We start from the raw sequence: 22,633 nt of genomic DNA, 5'->3' as shown, positions 1-22,633 counted from the left end.
ATTGTATAGAGGGGGATAAGAATGATTAATCTAAAAGAATTAGTTGAAGTATTAGAAGTAGAAGATACAGTAGGGAATCTGGATATTGATATTACAGGTATTGCTTATGATTCTCGTAAAATAAGGCCTGGAGAACTATTTGTAGCTATCACGGGATTTGAAGTAGATGGTCATGATTTTATAAATGGTGCTATTGCTAATGGGGCTCAAGCAGTATTAGTAGAAAAAGATATAGCTAATAAGGATGTTACAACAATTAAAGTGAGTAATACTAGAAAAGCATTAGCTAGGGCTAGTGCTAAATTTTATGATTATCCAGCTGATGATTTAACTATTATTGGAGTTACAGGAACTAATGGTAAGACAACAACAACTTATTTAATTGAGTCTGTGTTGGATAATTTAGGTCTTAAAACAGGATTAATTGGAACGATAAAGAATAAAGTAGGAACTAGTATTCAGGGGGCTAGTAGAACCACCCCTGAATCTTTGGATATCCAAAGATTTTTTGCTCAAATGAGGGAAGAAGGAGTTACTCATGCAGTAATGGAGGTTTCTTCTCATGCTTTAGAATTAGGAAGGGTATTAGAGATTGACTTTGATCGTCAGGTGTTTACTAATTTAAGTCAAGATCACCTTGATTTTCATCAGTCTTTAGAAGATTATTTAAATGCTAAGCTTAAATTATTTACAATGAATGATAAACCAGCAATTATTAATTTTGATGACCAACAGGCTGATAAGATTAAAGAGCAGGCTCGAGGAGAAATTATAAGTTATGGTTTGGAAGATGAAGTTGACTTTAAGGCTAGAGATATTAAGATAGATGTTAAGGGAGTTAACTACCAATTAATAACTAAGCAAAATAAATTACCTGTTAAATTAAAGTTAAGTGGTAAGTTTAATGTATATAATTCATTAGCTGCTATTGCGACTGTAGCTAGTTTAGGTTTTGACTTAACTGAGATTAAGGAAGGAATAGAAGATATCTGTGGTGTTCCAGGCAGGTTTCAATTAATAGACCAGGGCCAAGATTTTGGAGTAATTGTTGATTATGCTCATACTCCAGATGGGATGGAGAATGTTTTAAAAACAGCTAATGAATTTACTACAGGACGTGTAATTGTAGTCTTTGGTTGTGGAGGAGATCGTGATCGCAAGAAAAGACCGATTATGGGTCGTTTAGGTGTTACTTTAGCTGATTTTGCTATTGTAACCTCTGATAATCCACGTAGTGAAGATCCAATGGATATCATTGCTGATATAATGCCTGGAATTAATGAGTTAGAAAAGAAATCAGGGGAAGATTATATTGTTATTGAAAATAGAGGAGAAGCTATCAATAAGGCAGTTGAAATGGCAAATGCAGATGATATAATCTTGATTATTGGAAAAGGTCATGAGACCTATCAAGATCTAGGAGATAAAGTGATAGATTTTGATGATAGCGAGGTAGCTAGAGAAGCTTTAGAGTATAGGAGTGAAGAATAATGGAGCCTCTTTCGGTAGCAGAGATTACTAAGGCAGTTGCAGGTAAGTTAACTGCTAATGTAGATTTTAAAATAGATAATATTTCTACTGATACTCGTAATTTAAAGCCTGGTTCTTTATTTATTGCTTTGATAGGAGATAACTTTAATGCTCATAACTTTATAGAGGATGCTTTTGAAAAAGGAGCTAAAATTGCCATAGTCTCTCAGGAAGTTGATCTAGATAAGCCTTTGATCGTAGTTGAAGATACTACTAAAGCTTTACAGGACTTGGCTTCTTATTATCGTAACCAGTTTTCCTTACCAGTAATTGCTGTAACAGGAAGTACTGGTAAGACTACAACTAAGGATATGATAGCTGCTGTAGTAGATCAAAAGTATAAAACACTTAAGAGCCAAGGGAACTTTAATAATGAAATCGGGTTACCTTTAACTTTATTTCGGTTAAATAGCACCCATCAAGCTGTGGTTGTTGAAATGGGGATGAGGGGACTAGGTCAAATTAGAGAGTTAGCTCAAATTGCTAAACCTAATTTAGGGGTAGTTACTAATGTAGGAGTGACTCATATTGAATTATTAGGTAGCCAAGCTAAGATAGCTCAAGCTAAGGGAGAGTTAATTGAAAGTTTAGAGCAGGAGAGTATTGCTATATTAAATGGTGATGATAAACGAGTTAGAAGAATGAAAGAATTAACCTCAGCTCAAGTTATAACTTATGGTTTAGCAGAAAATAATCAATTACAAGCTATTAATATAGAAAGTTTAGGTAGCAAAGGGGTTAAATTCAATTTAGTAGATAATGAAGCAAAAGAAGATTATCAATTTAAATTACCTTTGCCAGGTGAATATAATGTTTATAATGCTTTAGCAGCTGTAGCTGTAGGATTAGAGTTGAATTTAAATCTAGAGGAAATTAAGATAGGTTTAGAGAATCTTAAATTAAGTAAGATGAGAAATCAGCTAATAACTACTAAAAATAATTTAAGAATTATTAATGATGCTTATAATGCTAATCCAACTTCTATGAAAGCAGCGATCAATACTCTAGTTGAGGTAGCTTCTAGTAGAAAAATAGCTGTATTAGGAGATATGTTAGAATTAGGCAAATTAGCTACTAAGGAACACCAAAAGATAGGGAGACTAATAGTTCACCAGAAAATTGATTATTTATTTACTATAGGAGATTTAGCTAAGAATATAGCTCAAGGTGCTATAAAAGCTGGAATGAATGAGAGTAAGATATTTAGTTATCAAGATAAAGAAGAAGCTAGTAAGCAGTTATTGCAGATATTAAATGCAGAGGATACAGTCTTAGTTAAAGGGTCTCGAGGAATGGAATTAGAAGAAATAGTAGATGTGTTAGAAAGCAAGGAGTGATAATAGTGATTGACTTGATATATGCAGCAGGATTATCTTTTATAATCAGTATAATAATAGGCCCCTTTATCATAAAATGGTTTACGAAGTTAGAGTTTGGACAGAATATTAGAGAGGTTGGCCCAGAAAGCCACTTAAAGAAATCAGGCATTCCAACTATGGGTGGGGTAATAATTATTTTAGCTATTTTAATTTCCACCTTATTTTTTGCTAGGCCCAGTTTAGAGATTGTTTTATCTTTATTTGTAATGGTGGGTTATGGTATTTTAGGATTATTAGATGATTCAATTAAAATAATAGCTAATAGATCGTTAGGATTAAGGGCTTGGCAAAAGATAGTAGGGCAAGTTTTAATAGCTTTAGTGATTGGAGTTGTTGCTATAACGAAGTTACAATTGGGAACAGAAATAATAATTCCTTATATATTAGAAACAATAGATTTAGGTTATTTATTTATTCCTTTTGTTATTTTAGTAGTGATTGGTACATCAAATGCAGTTAATTTAACTGATGGCTTAGATGGCTTAGCAGCTGGTGTAACAATTATTGTAGCCATTACTTATGCTTATATGATATTTAAATTTGGTGATCATAATTTAGCTATTTTTGCTACTTCTATTGCTGGAGCTTGTTTAGGTTTTTCCTGGTTTAATAGTCATCCAGCCCAGGTATTTATGGGGGATACTGGTTCTTTAGCTTTAGGAGGAGCAATTGCTGCTTTGTCTATTCTTACTAGGACAGAGTTGTTTTTATTTATTATTGGTGGTGTTTATGTAATTGAGGCATTATCTGTTATGATACAAGTAGGGTATTATAGATTAACTAATGGAAAGAGAATTTTTAAAATGAGTCCGGTTCATCACCATTTTGAATTAGATGGCTGGGAAGAATCTAAGGTAGTTGTTAGATTTTGGATTCTAGCAATTATTTTATCTTTAGTAGGGTTATTAGGGCTGTATAATTTAGGCTGAGAAAGGGGATATTATGGAGTTAGTTGATAAATTAGTAACTGTTGTAGGGTTAAGTAAAAGAACTGGGGTAGAAACGGTTAAATTTTTAGTCCAACAAGGGGCCAAGGTGATTGCTACAGATACTAAATCCCAAACCAAATTGGCAGAGGAGATTAATCTGTTAGATGATTATGAGGTTGATTTAGATCTAGGAGGTCATACTCCAGAATTAATTTTAAATTCAGATTTAATTGTTATTAGTCCTGGGGTACCAATAGATATTCCTCTGTTAAATCAAGCAAGAGGAGCAGGGATTGAGGTTATTAGTGAAGTAGAATTGGCTTATCGATATACTACAGCACAAATTTTAGCTATTACAGGAAGTAATGGTAAAACTACGACTACTATGTTAACCGGTGAAATTTTTAAAGAGACAGATTTTAAAACAATTGTAGGAGGAAATATAGGTCGAGCTTTAATTAAAGATCTACCATATTTAAGTAAAGAGGACTTGGCCATTGCTGAAATAAGTTCTTTTCAATTAGAAGGGACTAAAGAATTTAGACCAAAAATTAGTCTGGTTTTAAATTTAACCCCCGACCATTTAGATCGTCATGGTACTTTTGAAAATTATGCTGCAGCTAAGAAAAAAATAGTAGTTAACCAAAGAAAAGAAGATTATGCTATTTTAAATTATGATGATCAAGATGTAAGACAATTTGCTAATTCTACAGCAGCAGAGGTTGTCTTTTTTAGTCAGCAAGAAGAACTAGAGAAAGGGGTCTTTGTTACTGATAATAAAATAGTTAGCAATCTTAAAGGCCAAACTGAAGAGATAATTAGTATAGAGCAACTAGGACTTAAAGGTCCTCACAATCTAGAGAATGCTTTAGGAGCAATAGCAATGTCTTTATTAATGGGGGTTAGTAAAGACAAACTAGTAAAAGTATTGAGTGAGTTTACAAGTGTTGAACATAGAATTGAGGGTGTAGCAACAATAAAAGGAGTTAAGTATGTTAATGATTCTAAAGGAACCAATCCAGCAGCAGCAATTAAGGCTTTAGAGACTTTTAATGAACCTATTATTTTGATTGCTGGGGGGATGAATAAAGAGTCTGATTTTACTGATTTTGCTAAGATAGCAGCCAATAAAATTAAGGGGTTGGTTTTATTAGGAGAGACTGCAGATGAAATTGAAGATAAAGTAAAGGAGTTTGGTTTTACAGATACATATCAGGTTTCAGGAATTGAAGAAGCTACTCACCAAGCTTCTCAATTAGCTTCTCAAGGAGATATAGTTTTATTATCACCAGCATGTGCAAGCTGGGATATGTTCAGTAGCTATAAGCACCGTGGTAAAATGTTTAAAAAGGCTGTGCAAAGTTTAAGGAGGGGTTAATATGAAAAGACCTCCTGACTATATAATCTTTTTAGTGATTATATTGTTAATGGGGCTTAGTGTTACTATGGTTTTTAGTGCTACGTCTATTTCAGCTTATGTTAACTATGAGGATAGTTTTTATTTTCTAAAGCGCCAACTTACTTGGGTTGCTTTAGGATTGGCAGTGATGATTCTAGTAGCAAATGTTAATTATCATCGTTATCTTAATTGGGCCAACTATATTCTATTAGGGAGTATTATTTTATTAATTTTAGTATTAATAGTTGGTAATGAAGTAAATGGTTCAAAGCGGTGGCTTGATATGGGGATTAGAATTCAACCATCAACTATTGCTAAAATAGCAATAATATTTTATATGGCTCGCTATATACACTTAGCTCAAGATAGAATCAAGAAGTTTTGGACAGGATTAATGCCTGCTTTAGCTATATTGGGATTATTCTTTGTTCTAATTTTATTAGAGCCTGATTTAGGGACTGCTGGTACAATAGCTATGACAGTGGTAGTTATGTTAGTTGCTGCTGGTGCTAGGGTGCTACATTTAGGTGGGTTAGCTGCCTCAGGTTTACCCTTATTTGTCTTTGCTTTAATGGGGGAATCCTATCGCAGAAGGAGAATTTTTGCTTTTTTAGATCCTTGGGCTGATCCACAAGGAACTGGCTTTCATATTATCCAATCTCTATATGCTTTAGGTTCAGGGGGGTTATTTGGGGTTGGTTTAGGACATAGTAAACAAAAATTCTTTTATTTACCTGAACCAGGTACCGATTTTATTTTTGCAGTTTTAGGAGAAGAATTAGGATTTGTTGGTAGTTCGGTTGTTTTATTTCTTTATTTATTGCTTGCTTTACGAGGATTACAGATTGCAATGCGAGCTCCTGATTTATTTGGTTCTATGTTAGCAGTAGGGATTACTACATGGATTGTACTGCAAGCAATAATTAATATTGGTGTTGTAACTGGTTCAATGCCAGTAACAGGAATTACACTACCTTTTATTAGTTATGGTGGTACTTCACTTATTGTTATGTCAGCTAGTATAGGTGTTTTATTAAACATATCGCGATTCTGTAAAAAGTAGGGGGTTGAAAAATGAGGGTTTTATTTTCAGGAGGGGGTACAGGAGGACATATTTATCCTAGTTTAGCTATTGCTAAAAAGTTAGAAGAGAGGGTTAAAGATAGTGAAATCCTATTTGTAGGGACTAAAGATGGTTTAGAGGCAGATATTATTCCTAAAGAAGGGTATAAATTAGAGACTATTCATGTGGAAGGATTACCGAGGAAGATATCACTGCAGTTGGCAAGATCTCTTTTAAAGACGGGTTTAGGTTTAGTTGAAGCTAAAAGAATTATTAAAAATTTCAAGCCGGATATAGTTGTGGGTACAGGAGGTTATGTTTGTGGGCCAACTGTTTTAGCAGCTTCTTTAAGTAAAGTACCTACTTTAATTCATGAGCAAAATGCTTATCCAGGATTGACTAACCGGATGTTGGCCCGGGTAGTAGATAAGATAGCTTTAAGTAATTTAGACGCTAAAAAACATTTTAGTACTCCAGAGAAAACAATATTAACCGGGAATCCAATTCGGCCTGAGATTTTACGTAAAGATAAGTTAACATCTTATAAAGAGTTAGGTCTAGCCCCACAAAAGAAAATAATATTAGTTTTTGGTGGTAGTAGAGGGGCTAAAAGTATCAACCAAGCATTAGTTAATATTTATCCCAAGCTTAAAGAATCTGATCTGCAAGTATTACATATTACTGGCAAAAGGGATTTTTCAGATATTGCTAAACAAGCTAAAGAACAAGGAATAAATAATTTAGAAGCGGGGAATATTATAATTAAGTCTTATTCATATAATATGGAGGCTGCTTTGGCTATAGCTGATTTAATTATTTCTCGAGCTGGAGCAACTGGATTGGCAGAGATTACAGCTTGTGGAATACCTTCTATTTTAGTTCCTTATCCTCATGCTGCTGAGAATCATCAAGAACATAATGCTCGTTCGTTAGAGCGCAATGGAGCAGCAAAGGTTATTCTAGACCAAAATCTAACCGGAGAAAAGTTATTTAAATTATTTAATAAATTGATTAAGGATGAACCAAAATTAAATAAGATGGCTAAGGAAAGTAAAAAGTTAGGCAAACCTAATGCTGCTAATAAATTAGTAGATCTAATTTTAAGTTTAAGTTAGAGAAATTTATAAATCTAGGACAAGCTATATGGTAACAGATATAATAGAATCTGCATATCATATGAGTGATAATAGGATATAGTATGGTTTGAAGTTGAGGTGATAAAATAATGAAAGAAAAAATAAAAGAAGAGCTTGTTTCATTGCTAACAGGAAGGGTACTATTTAATGAACCACTAAAGAATCACACTTCTTTTAAAATAGGTGGGATGGCAGAAGCCCTAATTATTCCTCAGAATAAAGAAGACTTAAGAAGGTTGATTACATATTTATCAGAATTAGAATTACCTTATTGGATAATAGGCAATGGAACCAATTTATTAGTCAGTGACCAAGGTTTAAAAGGGGTAGTAATTAAACTATCAAAATTAAATAAAATTGAAATTAATAAGCCAACTGTAAAAGCTCAAGCAGGAGTTAAGTTGCCTTTATTGGCTAAGAAAGTTGCTAAAAAAGGTTTAAGTGGTCTAGAGTTTGGAGTTGGATTACCTGCTACTGTGGGAGGAGCAGTAGTAATGAATGCAGGAGTTAAAGAAGAAGAAATAGGAAAATTAATAACTAAAGTAGAGACTTTATCTTCTACAGGTAAACTAAAAACTTACTCTAATTTAGATTTTAAATATAGAAAAAGTATCTTTCAGGATAAAGATGAAATTGTTTTAGGTGTTGAATTAGAGTTAAATCCTAAAAAACCCCAGTTAATTAAAAGTAGAATGAAAGAGCATTTAGCTAAGCGAAAGGCAAAACAGCCACTATCATTACCTAATGCTGGATGTGTTTTTAAGAATCCTCCTTCTGATTCAGCTGGTAGATTAATTGATGAAGCTGGATGTAAAGGGTTAACTGTTGGTGGAGCTCAAGTATCTGATAAACATGCTAATTTTATTGTCAATATAGGCGAAGCAACAGCGGAAGATGTATTGAGTTTAATGGGGCAAGTAGAAAAATCAGTTTATAAAAAATTTGGAGTTAAACTAAATCGAGAACTAGAGATATTATTTTAAGGAGGTGAAGGCCAATGGCTAGATTTGTGATTGAAGGTGGTAAACCTTTAGAAGGAGAGATAGACATTAATGGGGCTAAAAATGCTGTATTACCAATTTTAGCTGGTACAGTATTAGCAGAAGGGCAATCTGTAATTAGTCGAGTTCCTAATTTAAGAGATGTTAGAGTTATGAAAGAGGTATTAACTCTATTGGGTTCTAAAGTTGAAGATAAGCCAGGTAAAATGATTATAGATACTAAAGATGTAGATAGTTGTGAGATTCCTCAAGAATTGATGCAAAAGATGCGGGCTAGTGTTTTTTTGATGGGGCCTTTAGTAGCTAGGTTTGGTCAAGTTGAAATTTCTCAACCTGGAGGATGTAGCATTGGTTCTCGACCAATTGATTTACATTTGAAAGGATTAGAGGCTTTGGGGGTAGAATTTACTGAAGATGAGAACTCTTTAAAAGGCAAAGCTGATGAATTAAAAGGAGCAGAAATCCACCTTGATTTTCCTAGTGTAGGAGCTACAGAAAATATCATGATGGCTGCTACTAAAGCTAAAGGCTTAACAAAAATTTATAATGCAGCTAGAGAACCTGAAATTGTTGATTTGCAGAATTTTTTAAATAAATTGGGGGCAAATATCAAGGGAGCAGGAACAGATGTAATTAAGATTAAAGGAGTAGAGAAGTTACATGCTATAGATTATCGAGTTATTCCTGATCGTATTGAAGCAGGTACTTTTTTAATTGGAGCAGCAATTACAGGGGGGCAAGTAATTGCTAAAGATCTTATCCCTGTACATATTGAATCAATATTAGCTAAATTATCTGAAACAGGCGTTAAAGTAGAGACTATAGATGATAAAGTAAGGGTAACAGGAGTAGAAGATTGGCAAGGTGTTCAGCTTAAGACCCTACCATATCCTGGATTTCCAACTGATATGCAACCTCAGTTTATGACTTTTCTTTCTATAGCAGAAGGTAGAAGTGTAATTACAGAAACTATTTTTGATAATCGTTTACAACATGCTAAAGAACTAAATAAAATGGGAGCTAATATCGAAGTTAATAATAGTTCAGCTATTGTTAATGGAGTAGCCAAATTGTCTGGAACAAGAGTAGAAGCAAGTGATTTAAGAGCAGGAGCTGCTTTGATTTTAGCTGGTTTATCAGCTGAAGGTAAAACTAAAGTTGATAATATTTATCATATTGATCGTGGTTATGAAAATATCGAAGATAAGTTAACTAAACTTGGTGCAAATATTATACGAGTGAAGTAAGGAGGTAGTCAGATGTTAGAAGATAAAACAATTGCTGTTATAAGAGGAGGAAAATCTAAGGAGCGAGAGGTCTCTCTTAAAACAGGAAAAGCTATTTTAGCTGCTTTAAAAAAACAAGGCTTTCAAACAATTGATTTAGATCCTGCTAATGATGATTTATATCAAGCTTTATCTGCTGAAAAAATAGATGTTGCTTTTATTGCTTTACATGGTCGTTTTGGGGAAGATGGTACAATCCAGGGATTATTAGAACTAAAGGGTATCCCTTACACTGGTTCCGGAGTATTAGCTAGCTCTTTAGCTATGGATAAGGTTACTTCTAAGAGACTATTTAAGCAGATAGAAGTTACTACACCTCAGTTTATTTCTGTTTCAAAGAAAGATTTTAAAGAGGAAGATGAACAACTAAAATCTGATATAAGAAAAGAACTAAAGTTACCGGTAGTGATTAAACCTGCTTTAGAAGGGTCTAGTATAGGATTATCTATTGTAGAAGAAGAAGAGAAGCTAATTGATAGTATTGAAAATGCTTTTAAATATGATAGAGAAGTATTAATTGAGGAATATATCCCGGGGCGTGAAATTACGGTTGGTTTATTAGGAGATGAAGATCCAATGGTTTTACCGATTATTGAGATTATGCCTCAAGAAGGTGTTTATGATTTTGAAGCTAAGTATACTAAAGGAATGACTAAATTTGATGTGCCAGCTAATCTAAATGAACAAGTCTATAATCAAGCCCAACAATTAGCATTGCAAGCACATCAAGTTTTAAAATGTAGTGGAGTATCAAGAGTAGACTTAAGAGTTACTCCTCAAGGTAAGCCATATGTTTTAGAAGTAAATACTATCCCTGGAATGACTGAGACTAGTTTGTTACCTCAAGCTGCAGCGGCTATAGGGATTGATTTTCAAGAATTAGTAGTAAGAATTTTAAAGTTAGCTTTAAATGAATAAGTCCCTTTATTATATAATATTTCAGGGCAATAAATTTATTGCCCTGGTTAGTTTTATTTTTAGTATAAGGGGTGATTTTTTTGGACAAGCAAACTATTTTAATTATGATTGGACTCTTAATAGTTTTGGCAACTGTAAATATTATTTATTCAAATTATTTTCAGATTAGAGAAATAAAGATTATAGGTAATCATTTATTATCCGATCAGTATGTACTTAATTATAGTAAAGTTAATAAAAAAGATAGTATCTTTGCTATTGACCCAGAAAATATAGAAGATAAATTACTAAAACTATCTCAATTAAAATCAGTAGAAGTTAGACGTGATTTACCCAATATAGTAGTAATAGAAATTCAAGAAAGACGTCCAATAGCTATCATCCCTTTTCAATCTTCTTATCAAGTAATTGATGCTCAAGGTTGGATTTTAGAAGTAAGTAATAATTTATTTAATTGGAATTTACCATTGATTACAGGAGTTAATATTAAGGCTCAAGAGAAAAGGATAAATTTAAGTGGTAATATTGAAATTGCTATTAGTTACTTAAGTAAGTTATCTAAAAAAACACTGGTGGAGATAACTGAAGTGCATGTTACATCTCAAGGTCAGTTTCTTTTGTTTTTAAAGCAAGGGGGAGAAGTTAAACTGGGTAATAAATTTGATATTGAACGTAAAGCCAAAATGCTAGATTTGATTTATCAAGATGTTAAATCTAGGAATTTAGATGTAGAGTATATAGATTTAAGGTCTAAAGGAAACGCTTTTTTAAAAATAAAGTAAATTTTCTCAAATAAAAAAAGGAAATTAGTTATAATTATTGAATTTATCACTAGGAAGGTATTAAAAACAGGGCTATTTGTGCTTTTTAGAAAGGAGGGCATTTAGTGACACAACGTAATATAGTCGCTGGAATTGATGTAGGAACAACGAAGGTATGTACAATAATAGCTGAGGTTAATAATAACGGAACTATTGAAGTAATAGGAGTTGGTACTAGCCCTTCTACTGGTTTAAAGAAAGGTATGGTTGTTGATATAGATGATACTGTTAATTCTATAGAGGATTCTGTTGTTAAAGCTGAAAGAATGGCTGGGGTAGAATTGGAGTCGGTATTTGTAGGGATTGCTGGTTCGCATATTTCTTCTACAAATAGACATGGAGTAGTAGCAGTTACTGGTGAGAATAAAGAGATTACCAGAAATGATATTGATCGGGTGATTGATGCTACTAAGATTATTTCTATGCCACCTGAACGGCAAATAATACATGTTATTCCTAGAGAGTTTATTGTTGATGGTTGTAAAGATATTAAATACCCTTTAGGAATGTCTGGAGTTAGATTAGAAGCTGAAGCTCATATTGTTACAGGTTCAGTGACTTCAATTCAAAATTTAGTAAAAAGTGTTAAAGAAGTAAATATAGGAGTAGAAGGGATTGTATTACAGCCTTTGGCCGCAAGTAAGGCTGTTTTGTCTGAGAGTGAAAAAGATTTAGGGGTATTATTAGTGGATATGGGAGGAGGCACCACAGATATTGCCATCTTTAAGGAAGGAAGTATCTGGTATACTTCTATTTTACCTGTGGGTGGGGATCATGTGACAAATGATATTGCTGTAGGGATGCGTACTCCTCGAGATATCGCTGAAAAGATTAAAATTAAACATGGCTGTGCTAAAGCTGATTTAATTGGTCAAAATGAAAAGATAAATATATTAGATACCAGTGGAAAACAACAAAGGACTATTTCTCGGAAGGTATTATGCAATATTATTGAACCTAGAATTGATGAAATCTTTTCGTTAGTTAAAGAAGATATTGAAAAAGCTGGTTATAAAGGCTTAGTTCCAGCAGGAGCTGTTGTAACTGGAGGAGGATCTTTATTAGAAGGAGTCTCTAAATTAGCTTCTGAAAAGCTTGATATGCCTGTTAGAATTGGTGCTCCGGAAAATATTGACTCTTTACTTGATTGTGTAGAAGGTTCTATTTATGATCTTGATGAAGAGTATTCTAGTTTTTCTGGTGAGAATGGTGCTATTTTTTCTACAGGAGTTGGATTAGGTTATTATGGAGCTGAAAATATGACTGATAAAACTACTGCAAAAACAAATAGAGATGAAGAACAGATTGTTGAGGATTTATTTGATAAAATGAGGAAGTGGTTTAAAAATATTCTTTAGGCTAGTTAGGGGGGGTCTTGATGTTTGAATTTGGTTCAGAAGAGCCACAATTTGCTGATATAAAAGTAGTTGGAGTAGGTGGTGGTGGCAATAATGCTGTTAACCGGATGGTTGAATCTGGATTAAACGGAGTAGAGTTTATTGCTGTCAACACAGATGGTCAAGCTTTAGTTTCTTCTCGAGCAGAGGTTACTTTACAGATTGGAGAAGATTTAACAGATGGCTTAGGAGCTGGAGCTAATCCAGAAGTAGGTGCTAATGCTGCTGAAGAGAGTAGAGAAATGATTAAGGAAGCTCTACAAGGGGCAGATATGGTATTTATTACAGCTGGTATGGGAGGAGGTACTGGAACTGGTGCTGCCCCCGTAATAGCTAATATCGCTAAACAAGAAACGGAAGCTTTAACTGTAGGGGTTGTAACTAAGCCTTTTACTGTTGAGGGACGCCAAAGGATGTCCAAGGCTCAAAAAGGTATAGAAAAGTTAAAGGAAAAGGTTGATACTTTAATTATTATTCCTAATGATAGACTATTAGATGTAGTAGAGAAGCAAACTAGTTTGGTTGATGCCTTTAAAACTGCAGATGATGTATTACGCCAGGGGGTACAAGGTATTTCTGATTTAATAACTATTACTGGTTTAATAAATCTTGATTTTGCAGATGTAAAAACAATTATGACTGATGCAGGATCTGCTTTAATGGGTATTGGTAAAGCAGCAGGTGATGAAAGAGCAGTTGATGCAGCTAAAGCAGCTATTGCTTCTCCTTTATTGGAAGCTTCTATAGAGGGGGCCAAGGGAGTATTACTTAATATTACTGGTGGTGTTGATTTAGGTTTACATGAAGCTAATGAGGCTGCTAAAGTTATTTCAGAAGTAGCCGATCCAGAAGCAAATATTATTTTAGGATCGGTTGTAGATGAAGAAATTGAAAATGAGGTTAAAGTAACAGTAATTGCTACAGGATTTAATAGTCAACAAACCTCTTCATCTAAAGAAACTGCTTCAATTCAAGAAGAGACTCCAGATCAAAAGGAAGAGAAACAAACGGAAGATGATTTTAATATTCAACCATTTAATGACAATGATCTGGATATACCAGCTTTTTTAAGGAAAAATAAAGATATTTGATCTTGATCTCGATGCCTAGGGGTATCGAGATTTTTTTATTCGACAAAGAATAACACTGAGTGATAAAAAAATTTTATGCTACATAGAATGTCGAAAAGATAAATTTTATAGTAATTGATTTTTAAGTTATATTTTTGATCTTAAAAAAATATAATGCTCATAAGAGAGAGGAAGTGAATACTTCCAAATGGAATTAGTTGTTTATTTAGATTTGTTAGCTGCAGTTAATCTGGTAATGAATTATTTATTATTGTGGGCTACAGCTAAATTGGCAGAATTGAATTATAAAATATGGAGGTTGTTTTTGACTTCGTTATTAGGAACTATATATACAGTTTTAATTATACTACCTCAGTTTAGCTATTTAAATCAGATTCCGATTCATTTCTTATTATCTGTTTTAATGATATTTGTTTCTTTTGCACCTCTAGATTATAGACTTTTTTTTAAAGCACTTGGTTATTTATACCTAATTACTTTTGTTACTGCAGGGGCTATTTTGGCCCTGTATAATTTAACTGGTGGTTCACCATTGAATAGTTTAGCTTTAGTATTGAATATTTCACCGGATAATTTATGGATAATTATTTATGGCTTTATATTAATAATTATCATTGGAAAGTTTGGTTGGATGCTTATTCGCCAGAAGTTATTTCCTAATATATTTAGCGTTTTAATAAGTATTGATTTTGATGGGGATTCACAGCAGATAAAGGCCTTGGTAGATACAGGAAATCAGCTTGAGGATCCATTAACTAAAACACCTGTGATTATTGTTGAGGTAGAAGTACTATTAGAAATATTACCAGAAAGAATAAAAGACGCTTTTTGTAAATATAATTACAATAGTGATCAATTATTAGATGAGATGATTGATACTTGCTGGGCCAATAGGTTTAGGTTAATTCCTTTTTCTTCTATAGGGAAGCAGGATGGAATGTTGGTAGGGTTTAGGCCAGATAAGGTAACTATTAAAGCAGAGGATGAAGTATTTACTACTAGTGATGTTATAATTGCCTTACAAAGCAGGTCTTTAGATAATGATGAATATCAGGCCTTATTAAATCCACAGGTTTTTAGAGCAACTAACTAAATGAGGAGGGATAAAATGGAAAGGGTGTTGTTGCAAGCAAAATGGAAGGTTAAATTAGGCATAATTAAGCTGCTACAGACTTTGGGGATGCATAAAACTAAAAATGTATTTTATGTAGGCAGTAGTAAAGCTTTACCACCTCCTTTATCTAATCAAGAAGAAAAGTTTTTATTAGCTAAGTTAGCTGATGGAGACAAAACAGTTAAGAGTGTATTAATTGAAAGGAATCTTAGGTTGGTGGTGTATATTGCTCGTAAATATGATAATACGGGGATTGATATTGAAGATTTGGTTTCAATTGGAACAATTGGCTTAATTAAAGCAGTCAATACGTTTGATGTTAGTAAGAATATTAAGCTAGCTACTTATGCTTCTCGTTGTATTGAGAATGAAATTTTAATGTATTTAAGAAAGAATAATAAGAAAAAATCTGAAGTTTCTTTTGATGAGCCCCTAAATATTGATTGGGATGGTAATGAACTTAAGCTATCTGATGTATTAGGGACAGAGATTGATTTAATCTATAAGTATATTGAAGAAGAGGTTGATAAAGAATTATTAGTAGAAGCTATGGAATACTTAACTGAAAGAGAGCGTAAGATTATGATTTTACGCTTTGGGCTTAATAATAAGAAAAAAGAATTAACTCAAAAAGAGGTAGCTGATATATTAGGTATTTCACAATCGTATATTTCTAGGTTAGAGAAGAGAATAATTAAAAAGTTAAAGAATAGAGTAAAAAAAATGAAGTAGAGAAGAGAATTAAGGAGGACTGTAAATGAAAGTATTAGCTGATGAAGTGATGACTACAACTGAAATAATGGTAGATTTATTTGGGATGGATGAGCGATTGGTCTATAATTTACCAGAGAAGATGAGGTATCAAAGGATTCATCAGTATTTAGTATCAGCTGGGGCCAAGAAAAAAGGAACCAAAAAAGGAGTTAATAATACTTATATAGTCTTTAATCTTGATAATGAGATATATTTAATCCCTCAAGATATCTTTGATGAATACGATGAGGCTTGGGTGCAAAAACTAAATCCTAAGGATTCAAACCAGCAAGTAGTAGTTAGATGATTCAAGAGGGGGCACATTTTGTGCTCTCTTTTCTATAGTTAAACAATAGAATATAGGTGGTGATAAGAGTGTCATGGGATCAATTAACTGATGAATTAGATGATTTTGAAGAATATTTGCACAAATTCTTAGTTAGTGGACAACCATTGATTCAAGAATCAATTATCGAGTTAGCTAATGCTGGAGGGAAACGTATTAGACCGTTATTAGTGATAATTACTGCCCAGTTTGGAGATTATAAAAAAGAAAAAGTTTGGCCTGTTGCAGCAGCAATTGAATTGCTTCATATGGCTACATTAGTTCATGATGATATTATTGATAGTTCAAATTTAAGAAGAGGAATCAAAACTGTACAATCTCGTTGTGGAAAAGATATAGCTGTATTTACAGGTGATTATTTATTTAGTTTGACTTTTAATATCTTATCTGAACATACGATTAATAAACATTTAGGTTTAGTTTCTAAGGTGATAAAATTGATTTGTGAAGAAGAGATTAAGCAGTATCAAGATCGATATAATGTGGAGCTTACTTATAAGGATTACTTTAAGAGGGTTGAAAATAAAACTGCTATATTATTTGAGACTAGTTGTACTTTAGGTGCTGAGCTGGGAAAAATAAGGCAATCTAATCAAGATAACCTAGCGAGATATGGAAGATATTTAGGGATGGCATTTCAAGTAACTGATGATTTATTAGATTTTACTGAGTCAATTGCAAAGTTAGGGAAGCCAGGGGCCAATGATTTTACTCAAGGAGTTTATACGCTACCTATTCTATATGTACTAAAAGAAACTAAGTGTGCAGCCCAATTAGAAGAACTATTAGAAGCCCCAATAAGTAATAAAGAAGCGATTGAAAAGATTATTAAGGATACTAGTGCTTTAGATTATACATCTGAAGTTGCTAAAAATTATATTCAACAGGCTAAAGCTGAGCTTAATAGTATGCCATCTGATTATAATCGAGAGCGATTACTTTTTTTAGCTAATCAAGTTTTAGAAAGAAATTTTTAGTTAGAGAGGAGGGGGAGAATGGATTTAATTACTGAAGTTAATCGAATATTATCTAATAAAATATTTTTTTCTCTAGGAGTTGTTATCTTTAATTATTTTTTAACTTGGATTATAATCAAGTTAATTAATCAACGGGTAGATAATTTCAAACTGCGTCATTCTGCACGCCGGTGGACATATTATCTACTTTTTTTTATAACTATAATTATTTTAATTTTTATTTGGCTTAAAAGAACTATTTCTTTAACTACTTATATTGGATTTTTATCTGCTGGATTAACTTTAGCTTTACATCAAGTTGTGCTTGATATAGCAGGTTGGTTAGTAGTTATTATAAATCGACCATTTAGTTTAGGAGATAGGATTGAATGGGATAATGTTCAAGGTGATGTGATTGATATAGGAGTTTTTTATACTACTTTATTAGAAGTTGGAGAGTGGGTAAGAGGTGACCAAAGCACAGGAAGATTGGTTAGAATACCGAATAGTACTGTATTTAAAGCACCATTATATAATTATACTAAGGGATTTGGTTGTGTCTGGAATGAAACAGAAGTTTTGGTTACTTTCGAGAGTAATTGGAAGAAAGCAAAAGAGTTAATGTTGACGATAGCTAAGGATGAAATGGAAGAAAACATAGAAGAGAAGGCAAAACGAAGGATTAAAGAAATGAGTAAAAATTATATGATTAAATATGGTGTTTTTACCCCGATTACATACGTGAATATTAAAGAAAGTGGGGTAGAAATTGTTGTTCGGTATCTGGCATCTGTTAGACAAAGACGGATGGTTGACCAAAGAATTCAAGAAAGGATTTTAGATAAATTTAATTCAGAGTCAGAGATTAACTTAGCTTATCCAACAACTCGTATTTATCGTCGCAGACAAGAATCAGAGCAAAAAGTATAAATTTATGAAGGAATCTAAGGTTAGTAGGAGAAGAAAAGATATAGTGTTACAAAAATTAATTTTGTGTTATTTTTTTAGGTTATAGTGTTATTTTTTTAAAAAAAGTATTATTTAGGAGGGGAATTTGTGCATATACCAGATGGATTTTTGGATCTTAAGACTTGTGTAACTACTTATCTAGCTGCAGGTGCTTCTCTAAAGTTTAGCTTAGAGCAGTTAAAAAAGAAGTTTAGTGAAGAGCAGATACCTTTATTAGGATTGTTAGGTGCTTTTATTTTTGCAGCGCAGATGATTAATTTGCCAATTGCAGGAGGAACTTCTGGTCATTTATTAGGTGGTGTGTTAGCTATGTTAGTGGTTGGCCCGTGGGCAGCGAGTATAGTTATGTCTGCAATTCTTATTATTCAAGCTGTTATTTTTATGGATGGTGGAATAGCTGTGCTAGGGGCCAATATATTTAATATAGCAATAGTCCAGGTAGTTGGAAGTTACTTAATCTATCAATTATTAGATAAAGTTATTAATTCTTTTAAAGTAAATGTGTTTATTACAGCATGTCTGGCTACTATAATCTCTTCAGTTTTTGCGGCTTTGGAGCTAGCTTTTTCAGGAACTGTTAGCTTAAGGATAGTAATACCTGCTATAGTAGGGTGGCATTTATTAATTGGTTTGCTGGAAGGGTTGATTACTGTACTTGTTGTGGTTTATCTTAAACGGGTAATTCCCAAAAGATTAGACTTTATAGATTATAAAGCAGGTGATTCTTATGTTAACTAAAAAAAATTTGGGTTTAATAGTTGGTATTATTAGTTGTCTGGCTTTTTTTAATTCTATTTTAGCATCTTCTTATCCTGATGGTTTAGAGCGGGTAGCAGAGAATTTAGAATTTATGAAGCAAGCTAGAGATAGTTTTTCCATTCTTGCTGGATATAAGCTTCCTATAGGGAATCAATTGGTAAGTAGTGGGCTAGCAGGTTTGTTAGGTGTGTTACTTACCTATTTTACTTTAGTAGGGATTGGTAAGCTAGTAACTAATAAGAAGGGAGAAGCTTGAGTTGAATATTGAGTTGAATATTGAACCAGGGACTAGATTATTGATCTATTTAATTGGGGTTTTAACAGTATTATTACTAGATCAATATATTGGCTTACTTATGGTTAGTAGTTTATTATTAGGTATAGTAGTGATAAAGAAAAATATAACTAACTTATATCAGAAACTTTATTTTTTTCTTCCTTTCTTATTAACCACAGTTTTGTTAGGTTTTTTTCATCAAGGTGGTTGGTACTTTACAGGTAAATTAGTGCTTAGATTAATGATCATCTTTTTATGGAATAGTATAATCTTTGCTGGGTTTAATGAGAGTCAGCTAGTAGTTGGTATGGATCAATTGCATATGCCTAGGTTGATTACTATAGTTATTTTCTTTATTTTTAGATATCGTAGCTTATTACAGGAGAAAATAAAGCAGCTTCTTATCTCACGGCGGATAAGGGGCGCTAGAGTAGGCTATGATTGGTTTAATATTAAAGAATATTTGATTTTGGCCCAAGTTATTGGAGCTGGATTAATTCATTCTTTAGAACAAGGAGATAGAGTCTATCAAGCAATGAAATTAAGGGGCTTACAGATAGAGACTTTAATCAGTAATCACAATAGATTAAGACAGGATTGGCAAGTAGTAGCAATAACAATAGTTATCGCAACAGGATTTTTGTTATTAGATAGGGGAGCGATTTTTTAATGAAAGAAAATATTTTGCAGGTTAGAGATTTAACTTTTAGCTATACTGGAACTCAAGAGATATTAAAAGAGGTTTCTTTTAGTATCCAACGGAATGAACCTACTGTACTTCTAGGACCCAATGGAGCCGGTAAATCTACATTAATCTTTAATTTATTAAATCTTGAAGTACCAGATAAAGGTCAGATTTATCTTAAGGGGCAATCTTTAGAGGAAATAGAAGAGGATAAACTACGCCAACAGGTAGCTTATATCTTTCAAAATCCTGATGACCAGGTATTTGCTCCAACTGTAAAGGAGGATATCTTATTTGGGCCAATTCAATTTGGTTTACCAGCTAAAGAGCAAGAAAAGAGATTAGAAGAGGTAGTAGAGTTATTACAGATCAGTCATCTGTTGGCCCGTAATCCTCGTCATTTAAGTTATGGTGAAAAGAGAAGGGTAGCCCTAGCAGGGGCCTTGATTATTGATCCAGAATTAATTTTTTTAGATGAACCGCTAGCTTTTCTTGACCCGCCAGGCCAACAACTCTTGATTGAGATTATGAAGCAACTTACTAGCCAAGGAAAGACACTACTAGTTGCTACGCATGATTTAAACTTTGCTGCTGAATGGGGAGAGAAGTTTTTGGTACTTGATGCGGGAGAATTGGTTGCTAGTGGAGATAAGAGAGTTCTAAAAGAGCAGGAGGCTGTTTTTGGGGATAATTTGCCTTTAGTCTCCCAAGTTTTTAAAAAGGTTGTACCAGATGATAAATTACCTCTAACTATTAAAGAAGCTAAGAAATTACTAAATAAATTATTAAAGTAGCTAGGAAGGGAGGAAGTCATGTCTTTAAATCGGTTTAGTATCTCTATTGAAGATAAATTATTACAAGAATTTGAAGATTTAATCAAAGGGGAGTATGATAATCGTTCTGAAGCAATTAGAGATTTGATTAGAAATAAGATTATTGAAAAGAAGTGCCAGGAGACTGAGGAAGTTATAGGGATATTAACTTTAATTTATGATCATCACCAGCGACAATTAAATGATAAGATGCTTAATATTCAACATGATTATCATCATTTATTTAAATCAAATCTTCATCTTCATATGACACATGATTACTGTCTTGAAGTAATCATTGTTAAGGGCCAAGGGGCTAAATTGCAAAAAGTGGCTAATAAGTTAATTGGATTAAAGGGAGTTAAACATGGTAATTTAAATGTGACAACTATAAATGAAGCACTGTAAGTATATATATCAGTGAAAAAAGAGTATTCAGTAGTTATTTACAACTTATAAGCAATATTTTTTATTTTAATGTAATTAATATAATAAAACACTTGATAATTTTATAAAAAATGATTATAATATAAATAGAATAAGTTGTTATAATATAAACTTAAACGTTTAAGTTTAATAAATTTATCATAAGGAGATTTGTAATGGTAACAATTAATGATATTGCTAAAAGAGCTGGTGTATCAAATGCAGCTGTATCTTATGCTCTTAATGATAGTCCACAAATTAACAATGAAACTAAGAAAAAGATTTTAAAAATAGCTAAAGAGATGAATTATAAGCCTAATAGTGTAGCTAAGAGTTTAAGGACTATGAGTACAAAAACTATTGGAGTGGTTGTAGAAGATATTACAAGCTTTCATACGCCAGATATAATTAATGGTATCAATAAGTATGCAGAAAAAGCAGGATATCATATTATTTTAGAAAACTTAAGACTAATTAAAAAAGAAGGAAGGGATTTTTCTGCTGTATTAAAGCATAAAAAGGAAATTAATGAAGTAATAAATATTCTATTAAGCAAGCAAGTTGAAGGGATTATTTATGTAGGTCATCATACAAGAGATGTAAGTGATCTTATTGATAAAACTGATAAGCCAATGGTTTATACTTATTGTTATAATGATCAAGAGAAGTCAAATCATTCAATTAATTATAATGATAAATTAGCTGCTTATGAAGCAACAGAGTATTTAATAGATCATGGGCATAAAAAAATAGGAGTAATAAGTGGACCGATAAATTCTATTCCTTCACATAAAAGACTTGTAGGCTATCAGAAAGCTCTTATTGACAATGGTTTAGTTTATAATCCTTTATATACTAAGACTGGGGGTTGGACACGTGAGTCTGGTTATATAAAGATGAAAGAATTTCTTTCAGATTCGGATTCTCCAACAGCAATTTTAGCAATGAATGATTTAATGGCTGTAGGAGTAATTAAAGCTGCTAAAGATGGAGGATTAAAAGTTCCACAAGATCTTTCAGTGATTGGGTTTGATAATAGGGAGTTTAGTTTTTATTACCAACCTCAAATAACTACAATAGATTTACCATTGGATCAAATGGGAGAGAAATCAACTGAAATATTAATTGATATAATTGAAAATAATATTCAAGAAACTGCTCCTTTAAATCTTAAATGTGAGCTAATTAAACGTGATTCAGTATCAAGAATTATTTAATTTGATAGAGTATAATATTAGGATCGTATAAGATTATTTTAGTAATTTTGTGTAGAAAATTCAAAATATAAAGTGGTTATAAGAATAATACTTTAATAATTCCCGCTAATATCATTTATTATAATAAGGGGTCAGGCCCTTGCAAATATATATTATAGTGGGAATTATTTATATGTATTACTTAAACGATTAATAAATTACTAGTTATTTACTTTAAAAGATAGAGAATACAGTATTATTTAGTATAGCAATGATCTGTTATAAGATTTACTAAGAGGAATAATGTGTTTATAGCTATAATTGACAATTTTTAAGAACAGTATCTTAAACGATTAAGACAATAGAATGTTATGCAAATCTAAAGGAGGT

Annotated in this window: 23 protein-coding genes; all 23 read left to right on the top strand. The window is 32.5% G+C overall.

The window, feature by feature from the left end; all coding sequences use genetic code 11:
* The first annotated feature begins 21 nt into the window (after nucleotides 1-21).
* The 23 genes from HALHA_RS08685 to HALHA_RS08575 all read left to right on the top strand — a co-directional run bounded on the left by HALHA_RS08685 (nucleotide 22) and on the right by HALHA_RS08575 (nucleotide 22,264).
* Nucleotides 22-1,491: a UDP-N-acetylmuramoyl-L-alanyl-D-glutamate--2,6-diaminopimelate ligase gene (locus HALHA_RS08685; RefSeq protein ID WP_015327425.1), complete on the top strand. Its 1,470-nt coding sequence runs from the start codon at nucleotides 22-24 to the stop codon at nucleotides 1,489-1,491.
* Nucleotides 1,491-2,867 carry a UDP-N-acetylmuramoyl-tripeptide--D-alanyl-D-alanine ligase gene (locus HALHA_RS08680; protein WP_015327424.1) on the top strand — a complete coding sequence of 459 codons (1,377 nt, stop codon included), beginning with the start codon at nucleotides 1,491-1,493 and terminating at the stop codon, nucleotides 2,865-2,867. Before HALHA_RS08685 ends, HALHA_RS08680 begins: the two co-directional genes overlap by 1 nt.
* Nucleotides 2,868-2,872: 5 nt before the next feature.
* Nucleotides 2,873-3,838: a phospho-N-acetylmuramoyl-pentapeptide-transferase gene (gene mraY, locus HALHA_RS08675; RefSeq protein WP_015327423.1), complete on the top strand. Its 966-nt coding sequence runs from the start codon at nucleotides 2,873-2,875 to the stop codon at nucleotides 3,836-3,838.
* A 13-nt stretch (nucleotides 3,839-3,851) separates the two neighbouring features.
* A complete protein-coding gene (gene murD, locus HALHA_RS08670) occupies nucleotides 3,852-5,216 on the top strand; it encodes a UDP-N-acetylmuramoyl-L-alanine--D-glutamate ligase (RefSeq protein WP_015327422.1) in 1,365 nt (454 codons plus the stop codon).
* Between the two features lies 1 nt (nucleotide 5,217).
* The gene (ftsW, locus tag HALHA_RS08665; RefSeq protein ID WP_015327421.1) at nucleotides 5,218-6,300 is read left to right on the top strand and encodes a putative lipid II flippase FtsW; all 1,083 of its coding nucleotides are present in this window, start codon (nucleotides 5,218-5,220) and stop codon (nucleotides 6,298-6,300) included.
* A gap of 11 nt (nucleotides 6,301-6,311) precedes the next feature.
* The gene (gene murG / locus HALHA_RS08660; protein ID WP_015327420.1) at nucleotides 6,312-7,415 is read left to right on the top strand and encodes an undecaprenyldiphospho-muramoylpentapeptide beta-N-acetylglucosaminyltransferase; all 1,104 of its coding nucleotides are present in this window, start codon (nucleotides 6,312-6,314) and stop codon (nucleotides 7,413-7,415) included.
* Nucleotides 7,416-7,525: 110 nt separating this feature from the next.
* Nucleotides 7,526-8,419 carry a UDP-N-acetylmuramate dehydrogenase gene (gene murB / locus HALHA_RS08655; RefSeq protein WP_015327419.1) on the top strand — a complete coding sequence of 298 codons (894 nt, stop codon included), beginning with the start codon at nucleotides 7,526-7,528 and terminating at the stop codon, nucleotides 8,417-8,419.
* A gap of 14 nt (nucleotides 8,420-8,433) precedes the next feature.
* The gene (gene murA / locus HALHA_RS08650) at nucleotides 8,434-9,684 is read left to right on the top strand and encodes a UDP-N-acetylglucosamine 1-carboxyvinyltransferase (RefSeq protein ID WP_015327418.1); all 1,251 of its coding nucleotides are present in this window, start codon (nucleotides 8,434-8,436) and stop codon (nucleotides 9,682-9,684) included.
* Nucleotides 9,685-9,696: 12 nt separating this feature from the next.
* Nucleotides 9,697-10,641 (top strand): D-alanine--D-alanine ligase, encoded by a 945-nt coding sequence (locus HALHA_RS08645; RefSeq protein ID WP_015327417.1) that lies wholly within the window; start codon nucleotides 9,697-9,699, stop codon nucleotides 10,639-10,641.
* Between the two features lie 80 nt (nucleotides 10,642-10,721).
* Entirely contained in the window at nucleotides 10,722-11,423 is a 702-nt protein-coding gene (locus HALHA_RS08640) for a cell division protein FtsQ/DivIB (protein WP_015327416.1), read from the top strand.
* Nucleotides 11,424-11,527: 104 nt separating this feature from the next.
* Complete coding sequence (gene ftsA / locus HALHA_RS08635) at nucleotides 11,528-12,820, top strand: cell division protein FtsA (protein ID WP_015327415.1); 1,293 nt, start codon at nucleotides 11,528-11,530, stop codon at nucleotides 12,818-12,820.
* Between the two features lie 20 nt (nucleotides 12,821-12,840).
* The gene (gene ftsZ, locus HALHA_RS08630; RefSeq protein WP_015327414.1) at nucleotides 12,841-13,950 is read left to right on the top strand and encodes a cell division protein FtsZ; all 1,110 of its coding nucleotides are present in this window, start codon (nucleotides 12,841-12,843) and stop codon (nucleotides 13,948-13,950) included.
* A 187-nt stretch (nucleotides 13,951-14,137) separates the two neighbouring features.
* Nucleotides 14,138-15,043, top strand: coding sequence for a sigma-E processing peptidase SpoIIGA (gene spoIIGA, locus HALHA_RS08625; RefSeq protein WP_015327413.1), 906 nt, complete (start codon nucleotides 14,138-14,140; stop codon nucleotides 15,041-15,043).
* 15 nt (nucleotides 15,044-15,058) lie between these two features.
* Entirely contained in the window at nucleotides 15,059-15,796 is a 738-nt protein-coding gene (sigE, locus tag HALHA_RS08620) for an RNA polymerase sporulation sigma factor SigE (RefSeq protein ID WP_015327412.1), read from the top strand.
* Nucleotides 15,797-15,821: 25 nt separating this feature from the next.
* Complete coding sequence (locus HALHA_RS08615) at nucleotides 15,822-16,124, top strand: hypothetical protein (protein ID WP_015327411.1); 303 nt, start codon at nucleotides 15,822-15,824, stop codon at nucleotides 16,122-16,124.
* A gap of 68 nt (nucleotides 16,125-16,192) precedes the next feature.
* Nucleotides 16,193-17,140, top strand: coding sequence for a polyprenyl synthetase family protein (locus HALHA_RS08610; protein ID WP_015327410.1), 948 nt, complete (start codon nucleotides 16,193-16,195; stop codon nucleotides 17,138-17,140).
* An 18-nt stretch (nucleotides 17,141-17,158) separates the two neighbouring features.
* A complete protein-coding gene (locus tag HALHA_RS08605) occupies nucleotides 17,159-18,049 on the top strand; it encodes a mechanosensitive ion channel family protein (protein WP_015327409.1) in 891 nt (296 codons plus the stop codon).
* Between the two features lie 126 nt (nucleotides 18,050-18,175).
* A complete protein-coding gene (locus HALHA_RS08600) occupies nucleotides 18,176-18,826 on the top strand; it encodes an energy-coupling factor ABC transporter permease (RefSeq protein ID WP_015327408.1) in 651 nt (216 codons plus the stop codon).
* Entirely contained in the window at nucleotides 18,816-19,103 is a 288-nt protein-coding gene (locus tag HALHA_RS08595; RefSeq protein WP_015327407.1) for a PDGLE domain-containing protein, read from the top strand. Before HALHA_RS08600 ends, HALHA_RS08595 begins: the two co-directional genes overlap by 11 nt.
* 1 nt (nucleotide 19,104) lies before the next feature.
* Nucleotides 19,105-19,794 carry an energy-coupling factor transporter transmembrane component T family protein gene (locus tag HALHA_RS08590; protein ID WP_015327406.1) on the top strand — a complete coding sequence of 230 codons (690 nt, stop codon included), beginning with the start codon at nucleotides 19,105-19,107 and terminating at the stop codon, nucleotides 19,792-19,794.
* On the top strand, nucleotides 19,794-20,603 hold the full coding sequence (locus HALHA_RS08585; protein ID WP_015327405.1) for an energy-coupling factor ABC transporter ATP-binding protein: 810 nt from the start codon (nucleotides 19,794-19,796) through the stop codon (nucleotides 20,601-20,603). Before HALHA_RS08590 ends, HALHA_RS08585 begins: the two co-directional genes overlap by 1 nt.
* Before the next feature lie 18 nt (nucleotides 20,604-20,621).
* The gene (nikR, locus tag HALHA_RS08580) at nucleotides 20,622-21,029 is read left to right on the top strand and encodes a nickel-responsive transcriptional regulator NikR (protein ID WP_015327404.1); all 408 of its coding nucleotides are present in this window, start codon (nucleotides 20,622-20,624) and stop codon (nucleotides 21,027-21,029) included.
* A gap of 194 nt (nucleotides 21,030-21,223) precedes the next feature.
* Nucleotides 21,224-22,264, top strand: a complete 1,041-nt coding sequence (locus tag HALHA_RS08575; RefSeq protein ID WP_015327403.1) for a LacI family DNA-binding transcriptional regulator — start codon at nucleotides 21,224-21,226, stop codon at nucleotides 22,262-22,264.
* The last annotated feature ends 369 nt before the right edge of the window (nucleotides 22,265-22,633 follow it).

Origin of the sequence: Halobacteroides halobius DSM 5150 (assembly GCF_000328625.1) — a bacterium.
Lineage (GTDB): Bacteria > Bacillota > Halanaerobiia > Halobacteroidales > Halobacteroidaceae > Halobacteroides > Halobacteroides halobius.
Note: the sequence above shows the minus strand (reverse complement) of the source record. Positions and strands in the feature narration are given on the sequence as shown.

Excerpts from the sequence above, each read along its gene's own strand:
- HALHA_RS08685 (WP_015327425.1), top strand. The coding sequence starts at position 22 with ATGATTAATCTAAAAGAATTAGTTGAAGTATTAGAAGTAGAAGATACA.
- HALHA_RS08680 (WP_015327424.1), top strand. The coding sequence starts at position 1,491 with ATGGAGCCTCTTTCGGTAGCAGAGATTACTAAGGCAGTTGCAGGTAAG.
- murD (WP_015327422.1), top strand. The coding sequence starts at position 3,852 with ATGGAGTTAGTTGATAAATTAGTAACTGTTGTAGGGTTAAGTAAAAGA.
- ftsW (WP_015327421.1), top strand. The coding sequence starts at position 5,218 with ATGAAAAGACCTCCTGACTATATAATCTTTTTAGTGATTATATTGTTA.
- murG (WP_015327420.1), top strand. The coding sequence starts at position 6,312 with ATGAGGGTTTTATTTTCAGGAGGGGGTACAGGAGGACATATTTATCCT.
- murB (WP_015327419.1), top strand. The coding sequence starts at position 7,526 with ATGAAAGAAAAAATAAAAGAAGAGCTTGTTTCATTGCTAACAGGAAGG.
- murA (WP_015327418.1), top strand. The coding sequence starts at position 8,434 with ATGGCTAGATTTGTGATTGAAGGTGGTAAACCTTTAGAAGGAGAGATA.
- HALHA_RS08645 (WP_015327417.1), top strand. The coding sequence starts at position 9,697 with ATGTTAGAAGATAAAACAATTGCTGTTATAAGAGGAGGAAAATCTAAG.
- ftsZ (WP_015327414.1), top strand. The coding sequence starts at position 12,841 with ATGTTTGAATTTGGTTCAGAAGAGCCACAATTTGCTGATATAAAAGTA.
- spoIIGA (WP_015327413.1), top strand. The coding sequence starts at position 14,138 with ATGGAATTAGTTGTTTATTTAGATTTGTTAGCTGCAGTTAATCTGGTA.
- sigE (WP_015327412.1), top strand. The coding sequence starts at position 15,059 with ATGGAAAGGGTGTTGTTGCAAGCAAAATGGAAGGTTAAATTAGGCATA.
- HALHA_RS08615 (WP_015327411.1), top strand. The coding sequence starts at position 15,822 with ATGAAAGTATTAGCTGATGAAGTGATGACTACAACTGAAATAATGGTA.
- HALHA_RS08605 (WP_015327409.1), top strand. The coding sequence starts at position 17,159 with ATGGATTTAATTACTGAAGTTAATCGAATATTATCTAATAAAATATTT.
- HALHA_RS08595 (WP_015327407.1), top strand. The coding sequence starts at position 18,816 with ATGTTAACTAAAAAAAATTTGGGTTTAATAGTTGGTATTATTAGTTGT.
- HALHA_RS08585 (WP_015327405.1), top strand. The coding sequence starts at position 19,794 with ATGAAAGAAAATATTTTGCAGGTTAGAGATTTAACTTTTAGCTATACT.
- nikR (WP_015327404.1), top strand. The coding sequence starts at position 20,622 with ATGTCTTTAAATCGGTTTAGTATCTCTATTGAAGATAAATTATTACAA.
- HALHA_RS08575 (WP_015327403.1), top strand. The coding sequence starts at position 21,224 with ATGGTAACAATTAATGATATTGCTAAAAGAGCTGGTGTATCAAATGCA.